The organism is Chromobacterium sp. CCUG 76385 (genome assembly GCF_059916625.1).
In genome coordinates, this window is sequence record NZ_JAUCGU010000006.1 from 125577 (window position 1) to 146035 (window position 20459).

Here is a 20459-nt window from a genome sequence, read left to right on the forward strand (position 1 = left end):
GTGGGACAACTACTCAAATCGTTTACTGTCGGGAGGAACTTTCTTAAGAAGACTACCGCCGAATCCGCCAGTGCAGCCAAAGAAGTGCTGGACGCAGCGCTTCTAGAAAATGTTGACCTTCAACAATTGAAATCTGCGGACAACGGACGCTACAACATCATACGAGACCTAATGTCATTTACAGGAATCGTCAAGAGAGAAAATAACTTCGCAGTAGTCACTGAAGTTGGAAAACGATATCTTAGTCTTTATTCACAGAGCCCAGAAGATGCCTGGCAATGGCTCGTCACGAGAACACTTTGGCTATATGTTGTGCCCAATGGGACTGATACTGGAGCAAACAGATATGCCAAGGAGCAGGGGATATCTTTTTCCTTTTTTACTCTGCTTCTCGGTCTCCTTGCTGCGTTAGCTGCCCTTCCTAGAGATAATCGGTTCTTATCGTACTTAGAGTTATGCCATTTATTTGACGATGACAATAACTGGGAAAAAAGTTCAACTGAGTTATTTAGCACTATTTTGGCTAATCGTGCCGCCGGTCTGGCGCATGAAACATCCTCTCGCTCGTTGCTTGGGGACTTGGAAGATGAATTTGAGATTGGGCGCGACAATTTAAATACTATTTTAAATAAGGCCTTTTTTCAAACAGGACTATTTGAGTACAAGCCTTCCGGTTCGTCAAGTCGCGGTGCGTACGCAATTGCACTATCCTCTTCTCTTGACCCCGTTCTGCAACGTCGCTATAGATTTGTTATAGATAACCCAAAAATATTTGAACCCGAGAATGACTGGAATCATTTTTTACAGCCAATGGCATCAGACCTGCCGTTAGAGGTCCCAGTTGTTGCCGTAAGCGGGATTCTTGTTGGTGGAACAGCTATTGATGAATTATCAACCCTTGAGTCAGAAGTTCTAGCAACCCTCTTGGACAGGAAGAACGTCATACTGTATGCCCCCCCAGGGACAGGAAAAAGTCATACGTTATTTTCTATTGCTGATGCATGGGCAAACCAAAATGGGATTGATTCAGTTATTCCGGTAACCTTTCATCCTGCATTTGGATACGAAGATTTTATCCAAGGTTTTCGCCCCTTAGAGGATTCGCCGAGCACCTTTACCCTGCAAAAGGGGGCGCTAATTCACGCCGCAGACGAAGCAGTAAAAATAAGAGACCAGGGGCGCTCAGTCTTAATGGTTATTGATGAAATAAATCGCGGAGATGTCGCACGTATTTTTGGGGAGCTAATTACCTACATTGAACCAGACAAGCGTGGCCGCCCATGCCGGCTTGCTCAATCACCAAAAGCCGACTTCGCAATTCCAGAAAACTTATTTTTCTTGGGAAGCATGAACTCGGCAGACAAAAGTGTAAGCCTGCTAGATGTAGCTCTCCGTAGGCGTTTCGCCTTCATCGAATTTCCAGCCGACCATACAATATTTAGTCGGATTGAAAAGTGGAAAGAAGAAGTGGGCGGTATAAAAATATCAGAATTACTTGAAAAATTGAATCAGTGCTTACTGATGGCGGGGGTTGAACCAGACCGGGCGATAGGTCATGCGCTATTGGGGATACCTAACAATAGTGAAGACGAAGTTGCCTGCCTAGCAGAGAAATTCCGTTTCGACATTATTCCGCTGGTTCAAGAATACTGTTATCTCGACCGTGCGCGGATGCAAAAGATTTTGGGTTCTCTAGTTGATTCTACGGGTCGGGCTGCCTGGAATACAAAGGAGGAATTCTTGCTACGGCTGAGCCAATTCTTGAAAATAACGGTTGCGGGTGCAACCGTAGGTGGCTAGGCAGAGCGATGCAAGTTGTTCTGGAGGACACAGGTGTCTTAATCCACGGATTAAGGTTATCTCACCTTAGCAATGATGACATGAGGCGTCTCGGACGTTTTGCCGATATTCTTGATGACTCAGAAAAAGGAATAGTTGTTCGGCGAAATCGCCGGCTTACAGTAGGTAGAACAGTTGTTCGTGGGGTGGTTCTAATTTCTCCCCCGCCGATGGCAACAGCCGAATTTCTCTCATTACTCTATGTTGCCCTTGGAGGTGACCTTCATAGAAGAGTTGTGCTTTCTGATACTGGTGGCTCATCGGAAGGGGACAACACGGCTCCCGATGCCTTCTTAATTGGACTTGCCGCAAGCCTTCTCGATGAAGCTGAACGAGTTCTTAGAGTATATGTTTCTCGCGGATATATAATTGAGGAGCAGCGTCGCCACGTTTTGGCTGGACGAGCACACTGGACTAAATCCTTTGGCGAGCACCCCGCTCAGGGTATCACTTGTCGCGTCAATAGACTCACAACCGATGTTGTCCACAACCAAATAGTTTATGCTGGACTTGTGGTAGCGCGGCGCTTACTCGAACAAACTTTCCTTCGTGAGCGAATAGAAAATCAAGTGTTTGTCTGGAGGAGTCTGGTGACGCCACGACAGGTGACGCCAGATGACTTCAATTTAGCAGCCCGTCTCCGAAACCGGCTTACAGAGCACTACGACTCAGTGGTGGCACTATCTCGTGCACTGGTATTAGGTGTAGGACTACCGGATACTTTTACTTCTGGGGACATTAGAACTGTTCATTTCGAGTTTTCCCTTCCTGGTCTTTTTGAACAATTAATACTTCGACTCCTCAAGCCTCTTGAATCCATTGGCCTTTTTGCAAAATTTAAGAGTGTCGACTCTGGGGCGTTCATCAACGGACAGGGCGAAACATACAGAGATATTGAACCGGATATAACCCTCTGGCTGAATGACTGCCCAGTTGCAGTAATAGATGCAAAGTTCAAACCCCGCTATATGAAGGCACAAGAGGATGGTCGAATTGCTTATAAAGACAGAGTTACTAACGAAGACCTTTACCAACTGTTTTTTTACCAAAGCCGACTTCAGACCAAATACCGAATGGCACGACCGCCTTATGCAATCATTGTTGCCCCGATAGTTTCTCCAGATGCCCCACCACCCGCTGAAACTGCTCGAACAGTTATATGGAGTGATGCGGAAGGGGAGCAAACTCTGCTTCGGATTAAACCCATCAACCTTCCAGAGCTAACAAGAGCGCTAAAGTCTGGCGAAGGCGAAACCAATCTACTACTTGCTGCGGCACCTGAGCTAGCGATGAGCCTAACGCATCTCATTGGCGCAAACAGTGGTTAGGCCACTTAAAAATATCCGATAATTATTCTATAAAGCCTATTGTAAATGCGCACTCCAAAGGCCGAATCTCCAGAAAAGTCTGCTCAGATGGCTGCGGTGCGGACAAGTGGAACAGAACCAGAATTGAGATTGCGACGCGCACTTTGGAGGGCGGGGTTTCGCTATAGGCTAAAGACAAATAGACCGCTTCCCGGTAGACCCGACATCCTATTTCCCGGAGCCAAGCTAGCAGTATTTGTCGATGGATGTTTTTGGCATGGATGTCCGCAGCACTATAAACCACCAAATTTGCACAGTGATTTTTGGTCAAGGAAAATTCAGCAAAACGTTGAAAGGGACCATCGTGTTGATTCTCTACTGTTCGAGCAAGGTTGGTGCGTAATCCGCATTTGGGAACATGAAACTATGGGGGAACTCCTAGCCTTAGCTGTTCAAAAGGTCGCTATAGCTTTGTGCAGGAAAGAGTCCTAGTACTGACCCGACGAACAACGGAGGGGCACGCCGCAGCCGCGTGAAGCTGAGCACGCCGCTTCGATGATGGCGCGAGCATTGACTACGCTATGTTATTTACGGCGTTGTATGTATTGCTTCCAGTGCTTGGCGAGGACGCGTGCGTCCTTCTGGTTGATGTCCTGCGACCTAATAGAAGCACTACTGACGCTAAGTTAAATTTTAGTGCGCGCATTTGTTGCCGGTGTCAAGCAGTCACAGCAACTGAATGTACCGAGACAGTGGTGGTTCTCAATGCCTATTCGTATATCAATTCCCCGCCGACCTTGAAAACCCCCACTCCATCGCCTACGGTTGATAGACGTCAGTGCAACGCTGACCTGCAGTTTTGAGAGTGAACCTGTCTTTGCTGATGTGAGCCGCCAACGCGGTCGTGCCCTATTTATGAGAGGGTACGATGCGGGGGCTGGCCATGGGACGGGTTGTCTGCAGTAGGCGGCAGTCTTGCGAAATCCGGTCCAAACCGGAGGGGGTTGTTTACGCTTTTTTCTGGCGAGATGCGAGCGCCGCGTGTCCTGAACTGCCAGGTGTCACCAACAGCCAAGCGTGGCGCTTGGGCCTGGTCGCTGAATATTCCCCTGCTCGTCACCGCGACAAACCTGGCAGAGTTCGTCTTGCTGGCTCGCCGGTCTGCCATGCGATTCCCCGCTATAACACGCATCGTCTCGAGTGCTGCAGCATGGGTTCTCCACTCCGTGCGACGCCATCACTACACCTTGTAACGCTAACGTTACATGCGCGTAACGCGAAAAAAATTTCCGCCGAATCTCCCTCTGTTAAATCAACAACTTCTCACTTTATTGCTTGTAACGTCGGCAAAAACGCCTCTATTTTTACTGAAAACACTCAGATAAGCTGCGCGGTTTATCGTTCTATTGACAGCCTGATGTTGAGCAAAAACCCCTCTACAGATTTCCCGCACGGCCCTTCTTCTGCAAGCGCCATTGCACATGCCAGGACTCGTGGCCAGAGCGTTCTGTCATGCCGTGCCTCCTGCGGAGGTGCATCATGAGCCGCACACCCGCGTCCTATGGACGTCGCGGCCGGGTGAATGATGCCAACACGGGCGTCCGCCATCAGGCCCCCACCTACGGCAAAGCCAAGCTGGGGACGTACACCCAGAAGGCGAACGGGCACATCAACGTCGAGCTGGAGGCTGAGCGTTTCGTTTCGCATCTGCTTGAGATTGACCCACGCGTTCGCGGCTTTCAGCCACAACCCTTCTGTGTCGACCTGATTGACGAACGTCTGCTGCTGACTAAAGCCGCCCGAAGCGCGGCCTGGCACGCGTATCGCGAACTGCCAGGCCCGAAACTCTACACCCCCGATTTCAGCGTCGACTGGCAAGACGGGCTGCGCTATGCAGTTGAGGTCAAGCTGGAAGGCTTTGAGGGGGACGAAGCGTACTGGGAGAAAATCGAGCGCGCCCGCCCGATTCTCACGGCCAATAGCTACCCGCTGCGCACCTGGGTCATGCCGGCGAACACCGCCCATCCGCTGAGGATGAACGTGCGGCTCCTCAAGCAGGCAACGCATCAACGTCATACCTACCTTACCGCTGAGCTGGTCGAACGCGTGAGAGACCGCTGTGAAGCGGGGCCGGTCACCGTGCGTACCCTGTGCGAAGACCTCCAGCTATTGCCCAGCCTGATGCCGGTCTTGCTGGTCAGCGGTCTGCTGACGGCGGACGTGGCCCATTTCCCCATCTGCGGCACGCTCGAGGTCTCGCTCGCGCAGGGTGACCTGAGCCATCTGTGTTTATTGGAGGAGGTGGAACGATGATGCATACCCTCTTTCAGAATGACCGGCTGGCGCCTCCGATGAACCTCGACGCCTATCTTGAGGTGCTCGACCCGCGCCCGCGTGACGGCTGTGTCAAAGTCTTCGATGCCGCCAAGCGTGCGGACCGCTATGTGGAAGTGGCAACGCTCACGGCGGACCTCTACGCAGGCAAGCTCACGCTGTTGCGTGCGGGCAAACCACGCTTCAGCCAGGCAGCCCAACACAGTGACACGAAGCTTCACGACAAAATCCATGTCATCAAGGAGGCAATGCGGCGTATCCGTGGCATCCAGAAGCAGCTAGGCGTGAGCTTTGCGGCGGCGTACCACTACGCAGCCGAAGCGTATCGCGATGAAGCGGGGCCGCAGTCGGAGCCCTTTCCTCCGCAGTCGACGATGTACCGCTACCGCCAACGCGAGTTGGCCGGTTTGCCCGTGCTGCGCGGTGACCGAAACAAGGGCAACCGCTCGCCGCGCTACTCCCAGGAAGTCATCAACACGATTTGCACGCTGGCGGAGTTGCACTATCTGGTCCCGCAATCGCGCTGGTCACTCGAAACCTTGACCAACATGGTCAATCGGGCGGTACGGGGTAGTCTTGTCCCACTGGATTGTCCAAAGATTAGCCAGAAGTTCGTCAGGAACACCATCCGGCGTTTTGTCCAAGCGAACCCCGACGACGACCGGATGCTGCCAAGCCAGGCCATAGCGGGAACCGCCATTGCGAAACAGCGCATCCGAGTCGAAATGCCCTTTGAGCGGGTGGAGCAGGATGCGCTTCATCTGCCCTTTGTCATCCAGACCCCGAGCGGTTTCAGCAGCCAGGTCTGGCTGGTGCATGCGATTGATTGCTGCACGGGCCATCCCATGGGGTGGAGGCTGGTTGTGGGTGCGCCCACCGACACCGACTCGCTGGCCTGTGCGGAGATGTACATGGCGCCCGTCAGGCTCACATACTTGGCCGCCCTCGGTATCGACTGCATCTGGGCAGCGTGCGGCACACCCGGTCTTCTCGTCTTCGACAACGGGGCCGAAACCAAAACCTGGCGCATCGAAAAGCTGGAGCTGCTCGGGGTCGACGTCAGACATTGTCGCGCCCGCGCCGGGCAGGAGAAGCCCTTCATCGATCGTCTGAATCTATCGCTCAAGAACGCTTTGGAGGCCTTAGCGGGCTGCACGCGCTTCGAAGGAAAAGATGGGCAGCGCGACCCCATCGCGCTGGGAGACCGACTCATGACGCTCGAGGAGCTCGAGCGCTGGATTGTGCGCTGGTTGTACGAAAAATGGATTCACCAGCCACTCGACCGTTTGACCTGGGAGGTGGTCCTCACGGAATCCGCCGTCAAAGGAGAGACTCCGGCCAAGCGCTGGCAACATTTCGAATCGTCCTGCTACGCGATTTCCCTGCCGCCGTCGCGCGCGGAATGGCTGTCGGCACTCTACGAACACACGGAACGCACGCTGAGTCGAAAGACCGGCATCACGGTGGAGGGTATGAACTACAAGGGCGACGGCTTGCCCGCATTGATTCACCGCCATGGCGAAGGGCAAGTGGTGCACGTGCTCTACGACCCGGACGACTTTCGTTACGTCTACGTGGATGATGGCGATGAGCGGCCGCTGGTCACGCTGGTCAACGAGCACGTCCGACCTGAAACGCCCGCCTGGTCGATGCGCGAGGCCACGGAGCGTTTGAAACTCCAGAAGTCTAGCCTCGAGCTCGCCCCGCAGGCCCAGAAGTTCGAGGACGCATTGCACGAGCAGGTGGTCGCGGACTCACTGGCGCCCAAACGCAAAAAAACCAGCAAGCATGAACGCAACCGCGAAACGGCCCAACGGGAAAAGCACGCGCGTGCCGTGACGCGTGCATCCAAGCAGCCAGGCCCTATGCCCCCGCCAACCGTAGCCGCGCGCAGCGCCGACTGGCCATCAGACACCCCGCCAGCGCCCGCCGCCACACCGCCGGTAGTACCGTTGCTTGACGATGTGGAGCTGTTGCCGGTTCTCGCTCGTGACAGTGGAGGACTGCTATGACCACACCCGCCAAGCAACTGCGCATCGCTATCGAAACCTGCGAACTGCCGCACCCGCAGTTCCTCGAGCATTTCAAGCCGCTCAGGCAGCGTATCGAGGACGCCATGGATGGCGCGGCAAGCCGTATCGAGCGGGTGGTGGGGCCATCGCGCGTCGGCAAGTCGATGCTCATTAATGCGCTCAGCCGGCCTTTCCCAGAAACGAAGGTAAATGGTCGTCGCCATGTTCCTGTGCTGGTCGTGCCGGTGCCCACCCCAGTCTCACCCCTGCTGCTGCCTTCCTGCGTGCTCACCGCCCTCGGCTTACCAGTGCAGCGCAGTATCACGTCGGGCGCCATGGGAAACCGCATGCTGGACCAGTTGAAACTGGCGGGTACGCGCGTTGTCATTTTTGAAGAAGCGAGCCACTTGGTGGAGCCCGGTGCTCGCGTGCCCCCCCGTGCGGCGGGTGACTGGCTCAAGACGCTGGCCGATGCCCTCAACCTGACGCTGTTTCTGTTCGGTGTGCCCCGCCTCGAGCGTTTGTTCGAGCACAACGAGCAATTGCGTATGCGGACGTCGGCGCCGCGTCGGCTTTTGCCTTACGACTCCCGCATTCCAGAGCACATGAAGGCGTTTCATAGCTGCGTGGCAACCTATGCCAACCTGTTTCGCGAATCCGGCTATCCGATTGACCTGCCGGGGCCCGTACTGACTTATCAGTGCTACCTGCTCAGTGGTGGCCTGATTGGTGTGGTGAGTCGATGGATGCAGGAGCTGGCCAGTCAGATGGCGTATGAGTCGCCGCGGTCGCTGACTTTCGCTGATTGCCAGGCCGCCGCCAATGCCATCGAAGCGGCGGGTTCCCGCCACTTCCCCGCATTCAAGAACCCCGAGGTTTTGCAGGGTGACGTCGCGCCAGCCGCTCTCCATCAAGCCTTTGTGCAGGTGATGAACGACAACGACCTGGCGGTGCCACTCATCCCTGAACCGCTCCGAGGTGTCCAATGAGTCTGGTTGTGACGTATGCACCCCGGGAAGATGAATCGGGGCTGGGCTATTACCGGCGGCTTGCTGCCGCTAACGTATTAGCGGGTTGGCGCGAGCTGGCCGGGCTTGCTGGTGTACAACGCAGCCGCAGTGCGTTGCTGGGGCATGCTGATTTTGTGGCGGGACAGCTTGGGCTCGAGAACGAGTGGGCGCATTTTGCGAGCCAGCAGGATGCAGGCTGCCGAAGCTGGGGGCGTTTGCATCGGACCCAGGCCGACGCTGTCTGCCCGGCCTGCCTGGCGGAGGATGCCTATCTGCGGCATGACTGGGAGCACGCCTATGTCACCGCCTGTTCTTACCATCGTATCCGACTTGTCGACCAATGCGATGACTGTGGCGAATTGCTGTCGCCGCATCGCGACCATATCGACCGGTGTGGATGTGGTCATGACCTGCAGATGCTGCCTCGCGTGGCATCCACCCGAGCGCAGCACTGGCTGTCGACGCTGATTGCCAGCGGGGGTAAACACGCGGGGAGTGTCGAGCCTGGACTGCGCGGGGTTGACCTCATTACGCTGGGGCAGGTTGTGGGGACGCTCTGCTTGTCCGCTGACCTGGCACACCCGACTTTCCATCGAAGTGCTGCGCTTCCAAAGTCCATTACTGAAGCGGTTGATTTCCTCGCCCCTCTCGACACGCTGCTTGCTGACTGGCCAACAGGTTTCCAGGCACATGTAGAACGTCGAATCGCGGCCGGCAAGCAGGATGCCCGAACACTCAATACATTGCTTGGCCCATGGTACATCGGCCTAAGAAAACTCTGTCAGGGTACGGCACTCGAGCCCTTCCTCCAGGTCATCATCGAAGTCGCTGCTGAGCGATTCGATGGCATCCTCGGACTCGACTCGGCGAAAACCATGGCGGAGGACGTGACAGACTACTTGCGTGCACCTGATGCTGCCAAAGCGATTGGTGTCAGTATTTCCCGGTTACACAAGGCCATCCAGACTGGGGAATGCGGTTACCGGACGCGTCGCATGGGGACCCGCGGCTTGGTTTATGAACTTCCCCGCTCCGAGGTTGAACGTATCCAGCAACGACGCAGCGAATGGGTGAGCGGCGCACAGGCCTGCGAACTGGCTGGTGTGCCGGAATCGGTGCTTGAGCACATGATAGCGGCTGGTGTGATTCGCGCCGATGTGAACTGGTGCCAAGACCTTCTGAAAGGCGGGCTGGTAGAGTCTTGCTCCATCTCGAACCTGGTCACCCGCGTTCGTGAGTCGGCGGAGTCCGATGCCGTCGGCGAGGACGAAACGCTCACGTGGGCGGGACTGACCAGCAGACGCATGGGCGACAAGCAGGCTATCCAGACCGTGATGCAGGCCGTTGCTGATGGCAGGGTGAAGGCTATTGCGTGCGGTCGTCGGCTCGGCGATATGGTATTCCGCCGGTGCGACGTGGCCGTGTATTTCGGAACCCCCTTGCTCGAAGCGGGGATGTCGATTCAGCAGCTTTCGAAGTTCACCGGCTGGAAGTGGGAGAGCATTGCTTACTGGATTGATGAGGGCCTACTGGAGTCCGAGTCCATTTTGCTGCGAGGACGGCCGTGTCGGGTCGTGCTGCCGCACCAGCTGCTGACGTTCCGGCAAACCTATGTTCCTCTGGCGGACCTGGCGCGCGGCATGGGCACAAAGTCGTCGGCGTTGTCGAAGCTGCTGCCCGGTATAGAGCTGGTTGGAGCGCGGCCTCTGCCCGATGGGGCTTCCCGTGGTGGGTTGATTCGTATTGCTGACCTGGGAAGGCTTGCGGTCATTGGTGCAAGGGCTGGCCAGGACCTGTTTGTATCCGCCTACCCGGCTCAATGAGAGCATGGAGCCAATTGTGGACGTCCGAAAATCGGAGCCCCCACTGACTGACCTGAATGGTTTCTCTATCCTCTTGCCTGCCTGAAGGGCTCAGCCAGACAAACAGGTGCACACTTTTCAGCTTACCTACGGGTGGAGAGGCTGAGCCCAGCCCTCCCTGGCAGATTTGCCTGGGATGCGCCTTCACTCAGCCGCCACCCATGTACTACGGTATGGAGCCGGCCTCGCCCGACAGACTTTCGTTCCGCGCCTCTGTCTTCGCCAGCGCGTCGGGCGTCTCAGAACTTCCCCCCAGAGCCCGGTTTCCCCGTCGCGTTGGTGGTTAGCACCTCGTCCGCGCCGGCGGCAATCGCCACATCACCGAAGCCCATCGACTGGATGGGGCGGCCCTTCTGCCTGGCGGCTTTCGCGCGGCGGGCAGCATGCAGGTTCTTGCATCAGAGTATAGGCATCGTAGAGGGCATGAAATACGAATCCCGGAACGCCGTGTGAAAGAGGTCGGTGTGCCAGGAACATTGCCATGGGCTACGTTCACCGCCCTTCGCAATAACCGGCAAAAAATAGCCTCTTATTGGTGATTTCTGAGGATAAGAGGAATAATATTGCCGGTTGTTGCGGATGGTTTTCTGGAGGCATGTATGGCGACGAGCAACGCGCAAAGGCATCAAACGGTGAGCGAAATGGAGGTGGAGTTGGGAGAACGATTGAAGACCCTTCGCATACATCGGAACCTCGACCAGGCAACTCTTGCCGAGCGTGCGGGTATCAGCGTGCGTACGTTGCGGAATCTGGAGGCCGGCTGTGGTTCGTCGCTACGAACGCTTATTCAGGTTGTTCGCGTCTTGGGGCGGGAGTCGTGGTTCGAGACGATTGCTCCCGTCCCGAGTATCAATCCCCTCATGTTGACGCGGACGGCCTCCCCCCGTCAGCGGGCCAGCAAAGTCAAGAAGCCAGGATGACTATCTGACCGCTACGTGCCGATATTTGACCAACTCCTTCCTTGGCGCCGTAGTCAGAATCCGACAAATTTCAGACAGTTCCGAGTGGAATAGAACACTTTTCAGACAGAGCTACTTGGCTTGACGAGGCAGTCCTGCAGGAATCAGACAGCTGAGGCGAAACTGAATTGCCCTGGTCTCGCCCGACTGACGTTCCTCAGCAGCCAAACAGACCATGGTGAGCAGGTTGAGCGCTAGGCGGACTTGATTTGCTAAACTTACCCTCCTATGGCAAAGAAGCCGCAGCTCAATTCACTTAGATTTTCTAGTTATCAGCAGGGAGCGCGTTATGCTGATTGACCCGTCCAGTGCTGGACGTTTCATCGATACCTATATGGCTTTCTTAGGTACGCTGGTGAGCGATGAGGAAAAACATGGCAAACCGCCTTCGCAGTGGTTGGTGCTGGGTCGAGTGCGCTACGAAGCAGACCGTACCTTGCTGGCGCGCTACCGTGCCACTCTCACACAGGCGGATGACGAGATGTTGGATGCTATCGAGGCGCTGAAAATCGGTCGCTGGGTATACCTGAAGGACACCCGCAGCTATTCGGTACTGATTGCGGAGGACGGTAGCATCGCCTATGGCGTACTGGGTTTGACCGACCGGTTGCGCGTGGTGGCAAACGGTGAAACCGGGGTAGTGATGAAGGCGGGGCTGTTTCCGCTACAAGGGCGCTGGGTTTGTGATGGCTTGTTGGAAAACGTGGCGTGGCTGGGACTGAACCTGCGCCGGGATATTACTGCGATTTACCAGCGCCTGCGCAGCGAGGGGGACTTTAGCCTTGGGGCGAGTTAGCCGGATGGGGAGATTTGTTGTTCCCGTTCTCTGGGGGGCGGGCTAACTAATGTCGATAGCCTTTTCTGATTGGGCTACGGCCACATAGCGTCCAACTCATGGCAAATAACCAACGGGATGCGCTTGCCGCGCTCCAAGTCGAGAATGCCCGTCTGATTGCACTGCTCGAAGCACATGGTATTGAGTGGCGTGTGCGGCCGACAGAGCCGGTTCCCGCCGAGGCAAAACAGAGCGACCCGCTTCGTTTTTCAACCGCTGAAAAAGTCGCTCTGTTCCGCAGTTTGTTCCAGGGACGAACGGATGTTTATCCGATGCGGTGGGAGAGTAAGACCACCGGTAAGTCAGGATACTCTCCTGCGTGTGGCAACGAGTGGCAAGCAGGTATCTGCCAGAAACCAAGGGTGAAGTGCTCCGAGTGCGAGCATCGCCTGCTCATGCCGGTGACCGACTCTGTTATCTACGCTCACCTGTCGGGTGCGCTCACAGTCGGCGTCTATCCTTTATTGGCGGATGACACCTGCCACTTTCTCGCGGTGGACTTTGACGAGCAGGAGTGGCGTGAGGATGCGCAAGCATTTCTGCAATCCTGCAGGTTGCTGGGTGTTCCGGCCGCCATGGAAATTTCTCGCTCTGGCAATGGCGCCCATGTGTGGATTTTCTTTACCCAGAAAGTCGATGCCCGCGACGCGCGTCGCTTGGGAACTGCCATTCTGAGCCATACGTGCTCCCGTACCCGGCAGCTGAAGCTCTCCTCCTATGACCGTTTATTTCCCAATCAGGACACCATGCCCAAGGGTGGCTTTGGCAATCTGATTGCCCTTCCGTTGCAGAAGAAGGCGAGGGAAAACAACGGAAGCGTCTTCGTCGATGATGCGTTCCAGCCATATCCGGACCAGTGGGCGTTTCTGGCCGAGGTCACGCGAATGCCGGTTGCGCACATTGAGTCAGTCATCGTGACGGCCACCGGTGATGGCCATCCTTTGGATGTGACTGTCATCGAGGAAGAAGACCACGGCGTTCCATGGAAAAAACCAGCGCCCAGTAAGACGAAGATTCCGGGCCGGATGCCGGAAACGCTCCGGGTGACGCTGGCGAATCTAGTCTACTTTGACAAAAAAGAACTGCCCCAGGCATTGGCGAACCGGCTCATTCGTTTGGCGGCATTTCAGAACCCGGAGTTTTACAAGGCTCAGGCAATGCGCTTACCGGTTTGGGATAAGCCACGCCTTATTGGATGTGCGGAAAATTTCCCCATGCACATTGGGCTGCCAAGGGGGTGCCTGGATGCGGCGCTTGAACTCTTGGCGGCCAACAACATTAAGCCCGTGACGGAAGATGAGCGTTACCCTGGGGAGGCCATCAGTGTTGACTTCGGTGGCACCTTGCGCCTCGACCAAGAAGCGGCCATTGCCACGATGCTGCATCACGACGTGGGCGTGTTATGCGCCCCGACGGCCTTTGGGAAAACAGTGACGGCAGCGGCGATGATTGCCCGGCGAGGGGTAAATACGCTGATACTGGTTCATCGGACCGAGCTGCTCAAGCAATGGCAAGAGCGGTTGCAAGCCTTCTTGGGGGCAAGTAAAGGCCTGGTTGGATGCATTGGCGGTGGCAAAGCCAAGCCAACCGGCAAAATCGACATCGCGGTGATGCAGTCACTCTCCCGCAAAGGTGAGGTCAGCGCCCTCATTGAGAACTATGGACAGGTGATTGTCGACGAGTGTCATCACATCGGTGCGGTCTCCTTCGATTTACTCTTGAAGCGAGTCCGGGCCAAATATGTGCTCGGTCTTACCGCGACACCGATACGTCGGGATGGTCAGCAACCGATTATTTTTATGCAATGCGGGCCGATACGTTATACCGCAGAACGGCCGGCTAGCGCCCCCCATGTTCTTGAGGTGGGTCCTCGGTATATTTCCCAGGCAATCGAGGTCCCGCTGGAGGCCGGTATTCAGGATGTATTCCGTCATTTGGCAGCCAATGTGGGACGCACGCAGCTGATTGCCAATGAGGTTGTCGAGTCTTTCAGGCTGGGACGGAAAGTTCTCATATTGACCGAGCGAACAGACCACCTGGATTTGCTTCAATCGGTGTTGCAGCCACAGATTTCGTCCCTGTTTGTGCTCCACGGGCGTATGTCGCGCAAACAGCGTACGGCGATGGTGGCAGAGCTAGATGGTTTGCCCTCTGACGCACCCCGTGTCCTGCTGGCTACGGGCAAGCTGGTTGGCGAGGGCTTTGACCACCCACCGCTTGATACCTTGGTTCTAGCAATGCCAGTCTCTTGGAAGGGCACGCTGCAGCAGTACGCTGGGCGCCTGCATCGGGAACACGCCACCAAGACGGATGTACGCATCATTGATTTTGTAGATGCCGGGCATCCTGTACTTGTCCGTATGTGGGACAAGCGACAGGCTGGGTATCGGGCCATGGGGTACAGCATTACTGCGTGCGAAAGCTAAGTTGTGCTGGCCGCGGCAGTACAACGACGAGTCGGCGTGGGCGGTGGGCTCTAAGTTTTCGCATGGTAGACTGTTGCGATGATTTGCAGGTCAGATACATTGCCAATGGAATAAAGGCTGACCGTGGCGGTCAAGCCAAGTGTGAAATGAGACGGTATCTCGATGCCGATGGTCGAGATGTGGCTCAGGGCGGGGGCGTGCACGCTCGATGTGTACGCTCAAGCACTACCCTACAGATTGTATCCACAGCACATAAGAATATTGAATGCCTGTTTCCCGGAGCCAATAACACCAGATGTAGTGTAGATGGCCTCATACTGTCTTATCCGCCATAGACTAAGGAAAATCTCCCTCCACACCTGCTGAGGAGGAAAATCCTCTTCCTACGCAGGAAAAGTTCCTTCTCCATCCCGTCCCCCCTGCAATCCTCCACAGACTCAGGAAAGTTTTCTCCCTCTCACGGGGTTAGGCTATAATCCTTCACAGGAAACGGAAAACATCAGCAACGCTCCAGCACGTAGATATAATCCTTCGTCTGTTAAGGAATTTCGTAGTTACATCTTGGGAGGCTCTCATGAAATTTAAGCTCGACTCCCCCAACCAGCTTGGCGAATTGGTGCGCGCGACCCGCAAACACCAAGCTATGCGGCAGGACCTGCTTGCCGAGATGCTCGGTGTTAGCGAGAACTTCATGGGACGGCTCGAGAACGGTGCGGACACCATGCAGTGGGGCAAGCTGTTCGGGGTCCTCAATGCGCTCGGTATCAATGTCATCGTCGACCTCCCTGAAGGGGTCGAGGAGGAACTGGCCCGGCGCGAGCAAAAAAACCGGAAGTCCCAGAAGAAGACGTTTGAATCGTTTACCGACCGGAAATTGGCGCTGGACTTGAAAGCGGATACTGGAGGAAACAACAAACTCCGGAAGAGCGCCCCTCTGGATTTGGAACCTGAGCTGGGATGGGACAAGTACTACTCGAACCAGCTTAGCGGTGCGACGGCAGCAGGCCCGACATTTCCGAAGTCGAATTTGAAGACACCGCACAAGAAGGGGTCGTAATGCAACTGCAAGCCCGACAATTGATGGTCCACATCAACCACCAGGCGGTCGGCCGCTTGGTCGAGGCCGGCAATGTATGGGCGTTCCAGTACGACCCGAGCTGGCTCCACCTGGACTCGGCATTTCCGCTCAGCCCGCACCTGCCGCTCCAGGAGGAACAACTGCTCGATGGCGCGACTCACCGTCCGGTGCAGTGGTACTTCGACAACCTGCTGCCGGAGGCGGCGCACCGCGAGGCGCTGGCAAGAGATGCTAACGTGACGGTCGGCGATGCGTTCGGCCTGCTCGAACACTACGGTGAGGAGTCGGCCGGCTCGTTGACGCTGTTGCCAATGGGAGCTGCTGTCCCGGTAGGCGGCGAGCGTCGCCTGTTGGACGATGTCAATTTGGCGCGGCGCATCGAGGACTTGCCGCGGCTGCCGCTCACCCACGAGGCCCCAAAACGGATGTCGCTGGCCGGCGCCCAGAACAAGTTGGCAGTAGTGTACGAGGACGGGGTGTTGTACGAGCCGGAGGGTGCATCCATGTCGACGCACATCCTCAAACCGAACCACGAGCATCCGGCCTACCCGCACTCGGTCATCAATGAGTGGTTCGTGATGAGTCTGGCACGCCGGCTGCGCAACACTCAAATGAAGGTGCCAGCGGTCTACCGACACTACACGCCGTTGCCGGTCTACCTAGTTGAGCGCTTCGACCGCGTGGAAAAGAACGGGGTCTGGCAGCGTCTGCACATTATAGATGCCTGTCAGCTCGACAATCTGGCGGCCGTCTACAAATACAGTCAAGGCAGCCTTGAGCGGCTAGACTCCTTCGCCGGACGCTGTCGTTCTATGGCTCAGGCGCGCCTTAAGCTATTCGAGTGGCTGGTATTCAACGTGCTGGTCGGCAACACCGACGCTCACCTGAAGAACCTGAGTTTTTTCATGACCAGTACCGGCATTGACCTGACGCCGACCTACGACCTGCTGTCCGAGGCCGTGTACGAGACCGCTGCGGTTCGCGATGGAGGGGGGACGAATTGGAAATACCGGGAAATGGCATGGCCGCTGGATGAAGGCGTGGTGCGGCTCGAGCAGATGAGTAGGAGAGTGTTGGTCGCCGCCGGCGTGAAGTTGGGCTTGCCTACTAAGGTTGCCGAAACGGTGCTGAACAATCTGCAAGGTCAAATCGTCGAGCAGGCCAGGCAGCTGTACGATGAGATGATGACCGAGAACGCCCAGCTAAGGCAACGCAGCGCGGAATTGTCCGCCCGGCTTAACGGCGAGGAGCGGCTGGTCCGTACAATAGTCCATGTCATCATCCAAGAGATGGCACAGCAACTGGCCTGATGCTGGTGGGGCCGCCAACGTCGGGCGGGGGCCTCTTTCGTTTTTCGAAGGCCCCCACTATCTCGTTCAGCCCTTCCCGTCAGGGTTTGCCCGCGCTGCGGTCCTCCCAACTGGCGAAATTACTGAAGTGATGTACGCGTCTGAACTTGCCTCAGGTAGAGGATGGCAAAACACCTCATCGCTCCCGGCCGTCAGGCAATACTGAATCGTCTTAGATTGATTACTCCCATCAGGGAAAACAGGCTAAAATCGCCTTATCTAGTAGGCAGTTTTCGGGTGGCTTTCCGTAGATGGTGACCACGCATGCTGATGGGACGGCCTGACTTTCTGCTACCTCCGCGGCACTTCTTGGAGAGGCTACGAGAAAATTTCTTAGCTTACGCGTCGTGTATTCCCATCTTATGCGGCCATGCTGACCGTAAAGCCTTGTTTGGAAAGGCTAAGGTTTCTCAAGTTATTCATCCACCTACATGTAGGGTGACACTCAAAGTGAAATTTGTGTCAGGTTAGTGAAAAAATGCTGACACAGATAATGAAAAACCCACCGAGGAACATATCGGTGGGTTTTTTCGATTGATGGAGAAGCTATTATTTAGCCGAAGCGATCTATCCATTTTGCGTAGAGTAACGGCTGATTTAATCAGAGTTTCTTGCACGCCTAGTTTTATGAAAATTATGAAAATTGCCCAAGTGTTTACTTGGCTATTTTACCAGTCATAATTTCTATTGAAAAACGCAAGATCGTGAGCTCTACTGGCTAAATATCAAACCATATCAAGAGCGGCTTGATCCACTCAGTAAATCCGGGGCATCGTCAGAACGGGAACTCTCCGGAATCACTCTCCTCAGTACTTAAGACGTTTCTATCGCTCTGGGGCTGATTTTTTTGAATGGAGTAGATGGCATCCTCTCCAAATTTTCTTAGCAAAGAAAAGAAAAAATCAGGATCAACGCTTGACACGTACGACAACAACCCTCGCAAATACTCTTTCTTATCAATATCAATCGAATTGGATATACACTTAAAAACTAACGTTCTGATTTCTCGTTTACGATCTCTTCCAATGGAGATTCTATTTTCGGATGTAATCGTAAGTCCAGTAACAATTCGCCTATGTTTTTTCGATGTATGGTAAGTTTTTTTCTCGTTAATCATGAGTCGTGGAGATGAAGTCTGGCTCAAAACTCTAGAGACAAACTCAGGAATTTTTGACAACAAGTTTTGATGATTTGTGGAAAAATATAAATCATCGGCATATCTAGTGTAGATAATCCCCTGACTTTTGCAGTGATCAAAAACTTCCACGTCAAAATCATAAAGTATAGCATTTGCAATTGAGGGGGAAGATGGAGCGCCTATGACAACCCTCAATTTACCATCATCAGCCCTAAAGCAGCACAGCTGGGATAAAAGAAGAATATCGTCATGTGATAACACGAATGGTGCATTCTTTACGTTACATATGAAAAATTGTATTACGTCCTTAATTTCGATTGATTCGAAAAAATTCCTAAAATCAAGGCGAAGTAAATAATTGTTTCTCCGATGCTGTTCCGCGTTATCTCGTATTGACAGTCCTTCTCTGTAAGAGAACACGGCAGGGTGAAGCGGAAAACGTTTAATTATTTCATCTGATACAAAAGATTGTAAAAGCTTAACTTTTCTCGCTGGCTGATATACTGTCCTCTTTTGTCCATTTTTTTTTGAAATTTCAAATCTCTTATATGATCGAGGGGCAAACGATATTGTTTTTTGAACAAAATCAGGCGATAATCCAAATTTGTCAGCCATTACCTTTATGAGATTCATGCCGCGCCTCCACTAGGGTATCTTTCACGCATATGCTTCTCATAAAACATCAGAACAGTGGCTTTGAGTGCGTTAGAATCGTAATCAAGTAGAGTTCCAAAGCCGGTTGCAATATAAAAAAGCCCGGACTCATCCTTCTGAATGCCATTTTCTATGGCTTGCAATACGGCAAAGGATCTAAGAAGTTTTGTTTTGTCAAATACACCAAACAAAGATTTGATAAGAAAATACATATCTTCCCCGCATAGGGGCGAGAAGCAATAAATTAACTCACGAAGAAGAAAAAATTGACTTCTGGTATTCAGTGATTTGAAATTTGTTATTTCTTCAAATGATGTTCGTGTGGATTTTTCTTTGATGTGCGGCTGAACTAAGGCATGAACTTGCTGAAAGGCAGGAGTCGGATTTGTTTTGTTAATAACAACCTTTCCTGGTTGATAACGTGTCAATGCTGTACAGGTTGCAGCCGGCCCTGTGCTAATAAAAGAAGGCCATTGGTGTGCATCCTCAATGATAACAATTGTTTTTGAGCAAATTTCTTCGAAAGCAGAAAAATAGCCGAGCTCTGCAATAGCCCCAGGGCTCTCAAGGAATACAATGACACTGTCAGCAATATCGGCTATTAACTTTTCCAAAGTCGCTAAATTATGTGGCGACTGTCTATCCAGTTGAATTAGGCTTTTAAATGTTGCCTCTGCCAAGATTGGTGTCAGCTGATCTTGTGGAGATAAAGTGCGATTAAACTCAAGGAAAGATGTTCGCAACGAGTCAGGAAGGTCTGGAGCCTTACCGCAGACAAATGTAATGTGCGGTTCCTTTTTAGGCCAATATAAGTGGCCACTTCTGAAAGTATGACGAGCTATTTCCAGAAGTTGCTCAAGCGCCTTAGACGGGGCATTTTTTATTTGGTTAGTCATGAGCTTCTTACACAAGTGCTGGCGATTTTAAGCATAAATCGCCGCTAGGCGATTTATGCTTAAAATCGCCCGCAATGTATATCAATTTTTACCAGCCTGGCTATACACCCGGCATAGAGTTCCAGAATTGCTTTAAAGCTAGGAACTCAGCTAAGAAGCATATTCATTCTAAATTCCAAAGGCATGCCCGTCAAGTTCATGAAGATATCACTTGATAAAATGATCACGCTTGATTCTCAGACCTGGCTGCACACCACCTAGCTCATGGAGCAAACGTTGGATCACTGCAACACAGTCAAGAGCAAGACGAATCGACTACAGTCATGTACTGGGTTGTGTCAGATGAGGACGCATTGTCTGCGTGTTGCATTTTCACTCAGATTCACAGCAAAACTCCCCCCTCCCCCGGAGAGTCCGGCGCGACCAGCCTGATAGATAATCTGCTGGTACCATTTTGATTTCATTCTGTTTTTCCGCGCACCCCTGATGTTTGACACCCCTATCAGCCACATCTAGCCTGTTAGAAATTCCTCTTTCCCCCTGCGGTAAAAATGAGCCCCTTTGCCCACATGCTGCATGAATTACGGATGCGCTATGGCATCCGACAAGGCGATCTCGCAGAACTGATCGGCTATGAGCAGAGCTATGTTTCTTCGCTTGAGGTCGGCATCAAAGGGCTCCCCAACCTGAATTCATCACCAAGCTGATCAAGGCGCTAGATCTCCCGCCAGAAGATCAAGCGCGCCTGTCTGCCGCTGTA

Annotated in this window: 15 protein-coding genes; 13 read left to right on the forward strand and 2 right to left on the reverse strand. The window is 53.9% G+C overall.

Annotated elements, in window-relative coordinates; all coding sequences use genetic code 11:
- The 12 genes from QUG01_RS06675 to QUG01_RS06730 all read left to right on the forward strand — a co-directional run bounded on the left by QUG01_RS06675 (position 1) and on the right by QUG01_RS06730 (position 16972).
- Positions 1 to 1800 (forward strand): McrB family protein, encoded by a 1800-nt coding sequence (locus tag QUG01_RS06675; RefSeq protein ID WP_500829440.1) that lies wholly within the window; start codon positions 1 to 3, stop codon positions 1798 to 1800.
- Between the two features lie 8 nt (positions 1801 to 1808).
- The gene (locus tag QUG01_RS06680) at positions 1809 to 3167 is read left to right on the forward strand and encodes a 5-methylcytosine restriction system specificity protein McrC (RefSeq protein WP_500829441.1); all 1359 of its coding nucleotides are present in this window, start codon (positions 1809 to 1811) and stop codon (positions 3165 to 3167) included.
- Positions 3168 to 3212: 45 nt separating this feature from the next.
- Entirely contained in the window at positions 3213 to 3638 is a 426-nt protein-coding gene (locus QUG01_RS06685) for a very short patch repair endonuclease (protein WP_500829442.1), read from the forward strand.
- A 1047-nt stretch (positions 3639 to 4685) separates the two neighbouring features.
- Positions 4686 to 5459: a hypothetical protein gene (locus tag QUG01_RS06690; protein ID WP_500829443.1), complete on the forward strand. Its 774-nt coding sequence runs from the start codon at positions 4686 to 4688 to the stop codon at positions 5457 to 5459.
- On the forward strand, positions 5456 to 7492 hold the full coding sequence (locus QUG01_RS06695) for a TnsB C-terminal domain-containing protein (RefSeq protein ID WP_500829444.1): 2037 nt from the start codon (positions 5456 to 5458) through the stop codon (positions 7490 to 7492). The genes QUG01_RS06690 and QUG01_RS06695 overlap by 4 nt, the downstream gene beginning before the upstream one ends.
- Entirely contained in the window at positions 7489 to 8481 is a 993-nt protein-coding gene (locus tag QUG01_RS06700; RefSeq protein WP_500829445.1) for a TniB family NTP-binding protein, read from the forward strand. Before QUG01_RS06695 ends, QUG01_RS06700 begins: the two co-directional genes overlap by 4 nt.
- Positions 8478 to 10325 (forward strand): TniQ family protein, encoded by a 1848-nt coding sequence (locus tag QUG01_RS06705; RefSeq protein WP_500829446.1) that lies wholly within the window; start codon positions 8478 to 8480, stop codon positions 10323 to 10325. The genes QUG01_RS06700 and QUG01_RS06705 overlap by 4 nt, the downstream gene beginning before the upstream one ends.
- Before the next feature lie 680 nt (positions 10326 to 11005).
- A complete protein-coding gene (locus QUG01_RS06710; RefSeq protein WP_500829461.1) occupies positions 11006 to 11284 on the forward strand; it encodes a helix-turn-helix transcriptional regulator in 279 nt (92 codons plus the stop codon).
- Between the two features lie 328 nt (positions 11285 to 11612).
- Positions 11613 to 12119 (forward strand): hypothetical protein, encoded by a 507-nt coding sequence (locus QUG01_RS06715; RefSeq protein ID WP_500829447.1) that lies wholly within the window; start codon positions 11613 to 11615, stop codon positions 12117 to 12119.
- A gap of 98 nt (positions 12120 to 12217) precedes the next feature.
- Positions 12218 to 14584: a TOTE conflict system archaeo-eukaryotic primase domain-containing protein gene (locus QUG01_RS06720; RefSeq protein WP_500829448.1), complete on the forward strand. Its 2367-nt coding sequence runs from the start codon at positions 12218 to 12220 to the stop codon at positions 14582 to 14584.
- Between the two features lie 574 nt (positions 14585 to 15158).
- Entirely contained in the window at positions 15159 to 15641 is a 483-nt protein-coding gene (locus tag QUG01_RS06725) for a helix-turn-helix domain-containing protein (protein ID WP_500829449.1), read from the forward strand.
- Positions 15641 to 16972 (forward strand): HipA domain-containing protein, encoded by a 1332-nt coding sequence (locus QUG01_RS06730; protein ID WP_500829450.1) that lies wholly within the window; start codon positions 15641 to 15643, stop codon positions 16970 to 16972. Before QUG01_RS06725 ends, QUG01_RS06730 begins: the two co-directional genes overlap by 1 nt.
- An 814-nt stretch (positions 16973 to 17786) precedes the next feature.
- Here the strand turns inward: QUG01_RS06730 and QUG01_RS06735 are convergent.
- Both QUG01_RS06735 and QUG01_RS06740 read right to left on the reverse strand, forming a co-directional pair.
- Positions 17787 to 18782, reverse strand: coding sequence for a retron St85 family RNA-directed DNA polymerase (locus QUG01_RS06735; protein WP_500829451.1), 996 nt, complete (start codon positions 18780 to 18782; stop codon positions 17787 to 17789).
- On the reverse strand, positions 18779 to 19699 hold the full coding sequence (locus QUG01_RS06740) for a retron St85 family effector protein (RefSeq protein WP_203390270.1): 921 nt from the start codon (positions 19697 to 19699) through the stop codon (positions 18779 to 18781). The genes QUG01_RS06735 and QUG01_RS06740 overlap by 4 nt, the downstream gene beginning before the upstream one ends.
- Before the next feature lie 551 nt (positions 19700 to 20250).
- Between QUG01_RS06740 and QUG01_RS06745 the strand changes: the two genes are divergently transcribed.
- Positions 20251 to 20406, forward strand: coding sequence for a helix-turn-helix domain-containing protein (locus QUG01_RS06745; RefSeq protein WP_500829452.1), 156 nt, complete (start codon positions 20251 to 20253; stop codon positions 20404 to 20406).
- Positions 20407 to 20459: the final 53 nt, after the last annotated feature.

Excerpts from the sequence above, each read along its gene's own strand:
- QUG01_RS06680 (WP_500829441.1), top strand. The coding sequence starts at position 1,809 with ATGCAAGTTGTTCTGGAGGACACAGGTGTCTTAATCCACGGATTAAGG.
- QUG01_RS06715 (WP_500829447.1), top strand. The coding sequence starts at position 11,613 with ATGCTGATTGACCCGTCCAGTGCTGGACGTTTCATCGATACCTATATG.
- QUG01_RS06705 (WP_500829446.1), top strand. The coding sequence starts at position 8,478 with ATGAGTCTGGTTGTGACGTATGCACCCCGGGAAGATGAATCGGGGCTG.
- QUG01_RS06685 (WP_500829442.1), top strand. The coding sequence starts at position 3,213 with ATGCGCACTCCAAAGGCCGAATCTCCAGAAAAGTCTGCTCAGATGGCT.
- QUG01_RS06710 (WP_500829461.1), top strand. The coding sequence starts at position 11,006 with ATGGAGGTGGAGTTGGGAGAACGATTGAAGACCCTTCGCATACATCGG.
- QUG01_RS06740 (WP_203390270.1), bottom strand. The coding sequence starts at position 19,699 with ATGACTAACCAAATAAAAAATGCCCCGTCTAAGGCGCTTGAGCAACTT.
- QUG01_RS06730 (WP_500829450.1), top strand. The coding sequence starts at position 15,641 with ATGCAACTGCAAGCCCGACAATTGATGGTCCACATCAACCACCAGGCG.
- QUG01_RS06690 (WP_500829443.1), top strand. The coding sequence starts at position 4,686 with ATGAGCCGCACACCCGCGTCCTATGGACGTCGCGGCCGGGTGAATGAT.
- QUG01_RS06695 (WP_500829444.1), top strand. The coding sequence starts at position 5,456 with ATGATGCATACCCTCTTTCAGAATGACCGGCTGGCGCCTCCGATGAAC.
- QUG01_RS06720 (WP_500829448.1), top strand. The coding sequence starts at position 12,218 with ATGGCAAATAACCAACGGGATGCGCTTGCCGCGCTCCAAGTCGAGAAT.
- QUG01_RS06735 (WP_500829451.1), bottom strand. The coding sequence starts at position 18,782 with ATGAATCTCATAAAGGTAATGGCTGACAAATTTGGATTATCGCCTGAT.
- QUG01_RS06745 (WP_500829452.1), top strand. The coding sequence starts at position 20,251 with ATGAGCCCCTTTGCCCACATGCTGCATGAATTACGGATGCGCTATGGC.
- QUG01_RS06700 (WP_500829445.1), top strand. The coding sequence starts at position 7,489 with ATGACCACACCCGCCAAGCAACTGCGCATCGCTATCGAAACCTGCGAA.
- QUG01_RS06725 (WP_500829449.1), top strand. The coding sequence starts at position 15,159 with ATGAAATTTAAGCTCGACTCCCCCAACCAGCTTGGCGAATTGGTGCGC.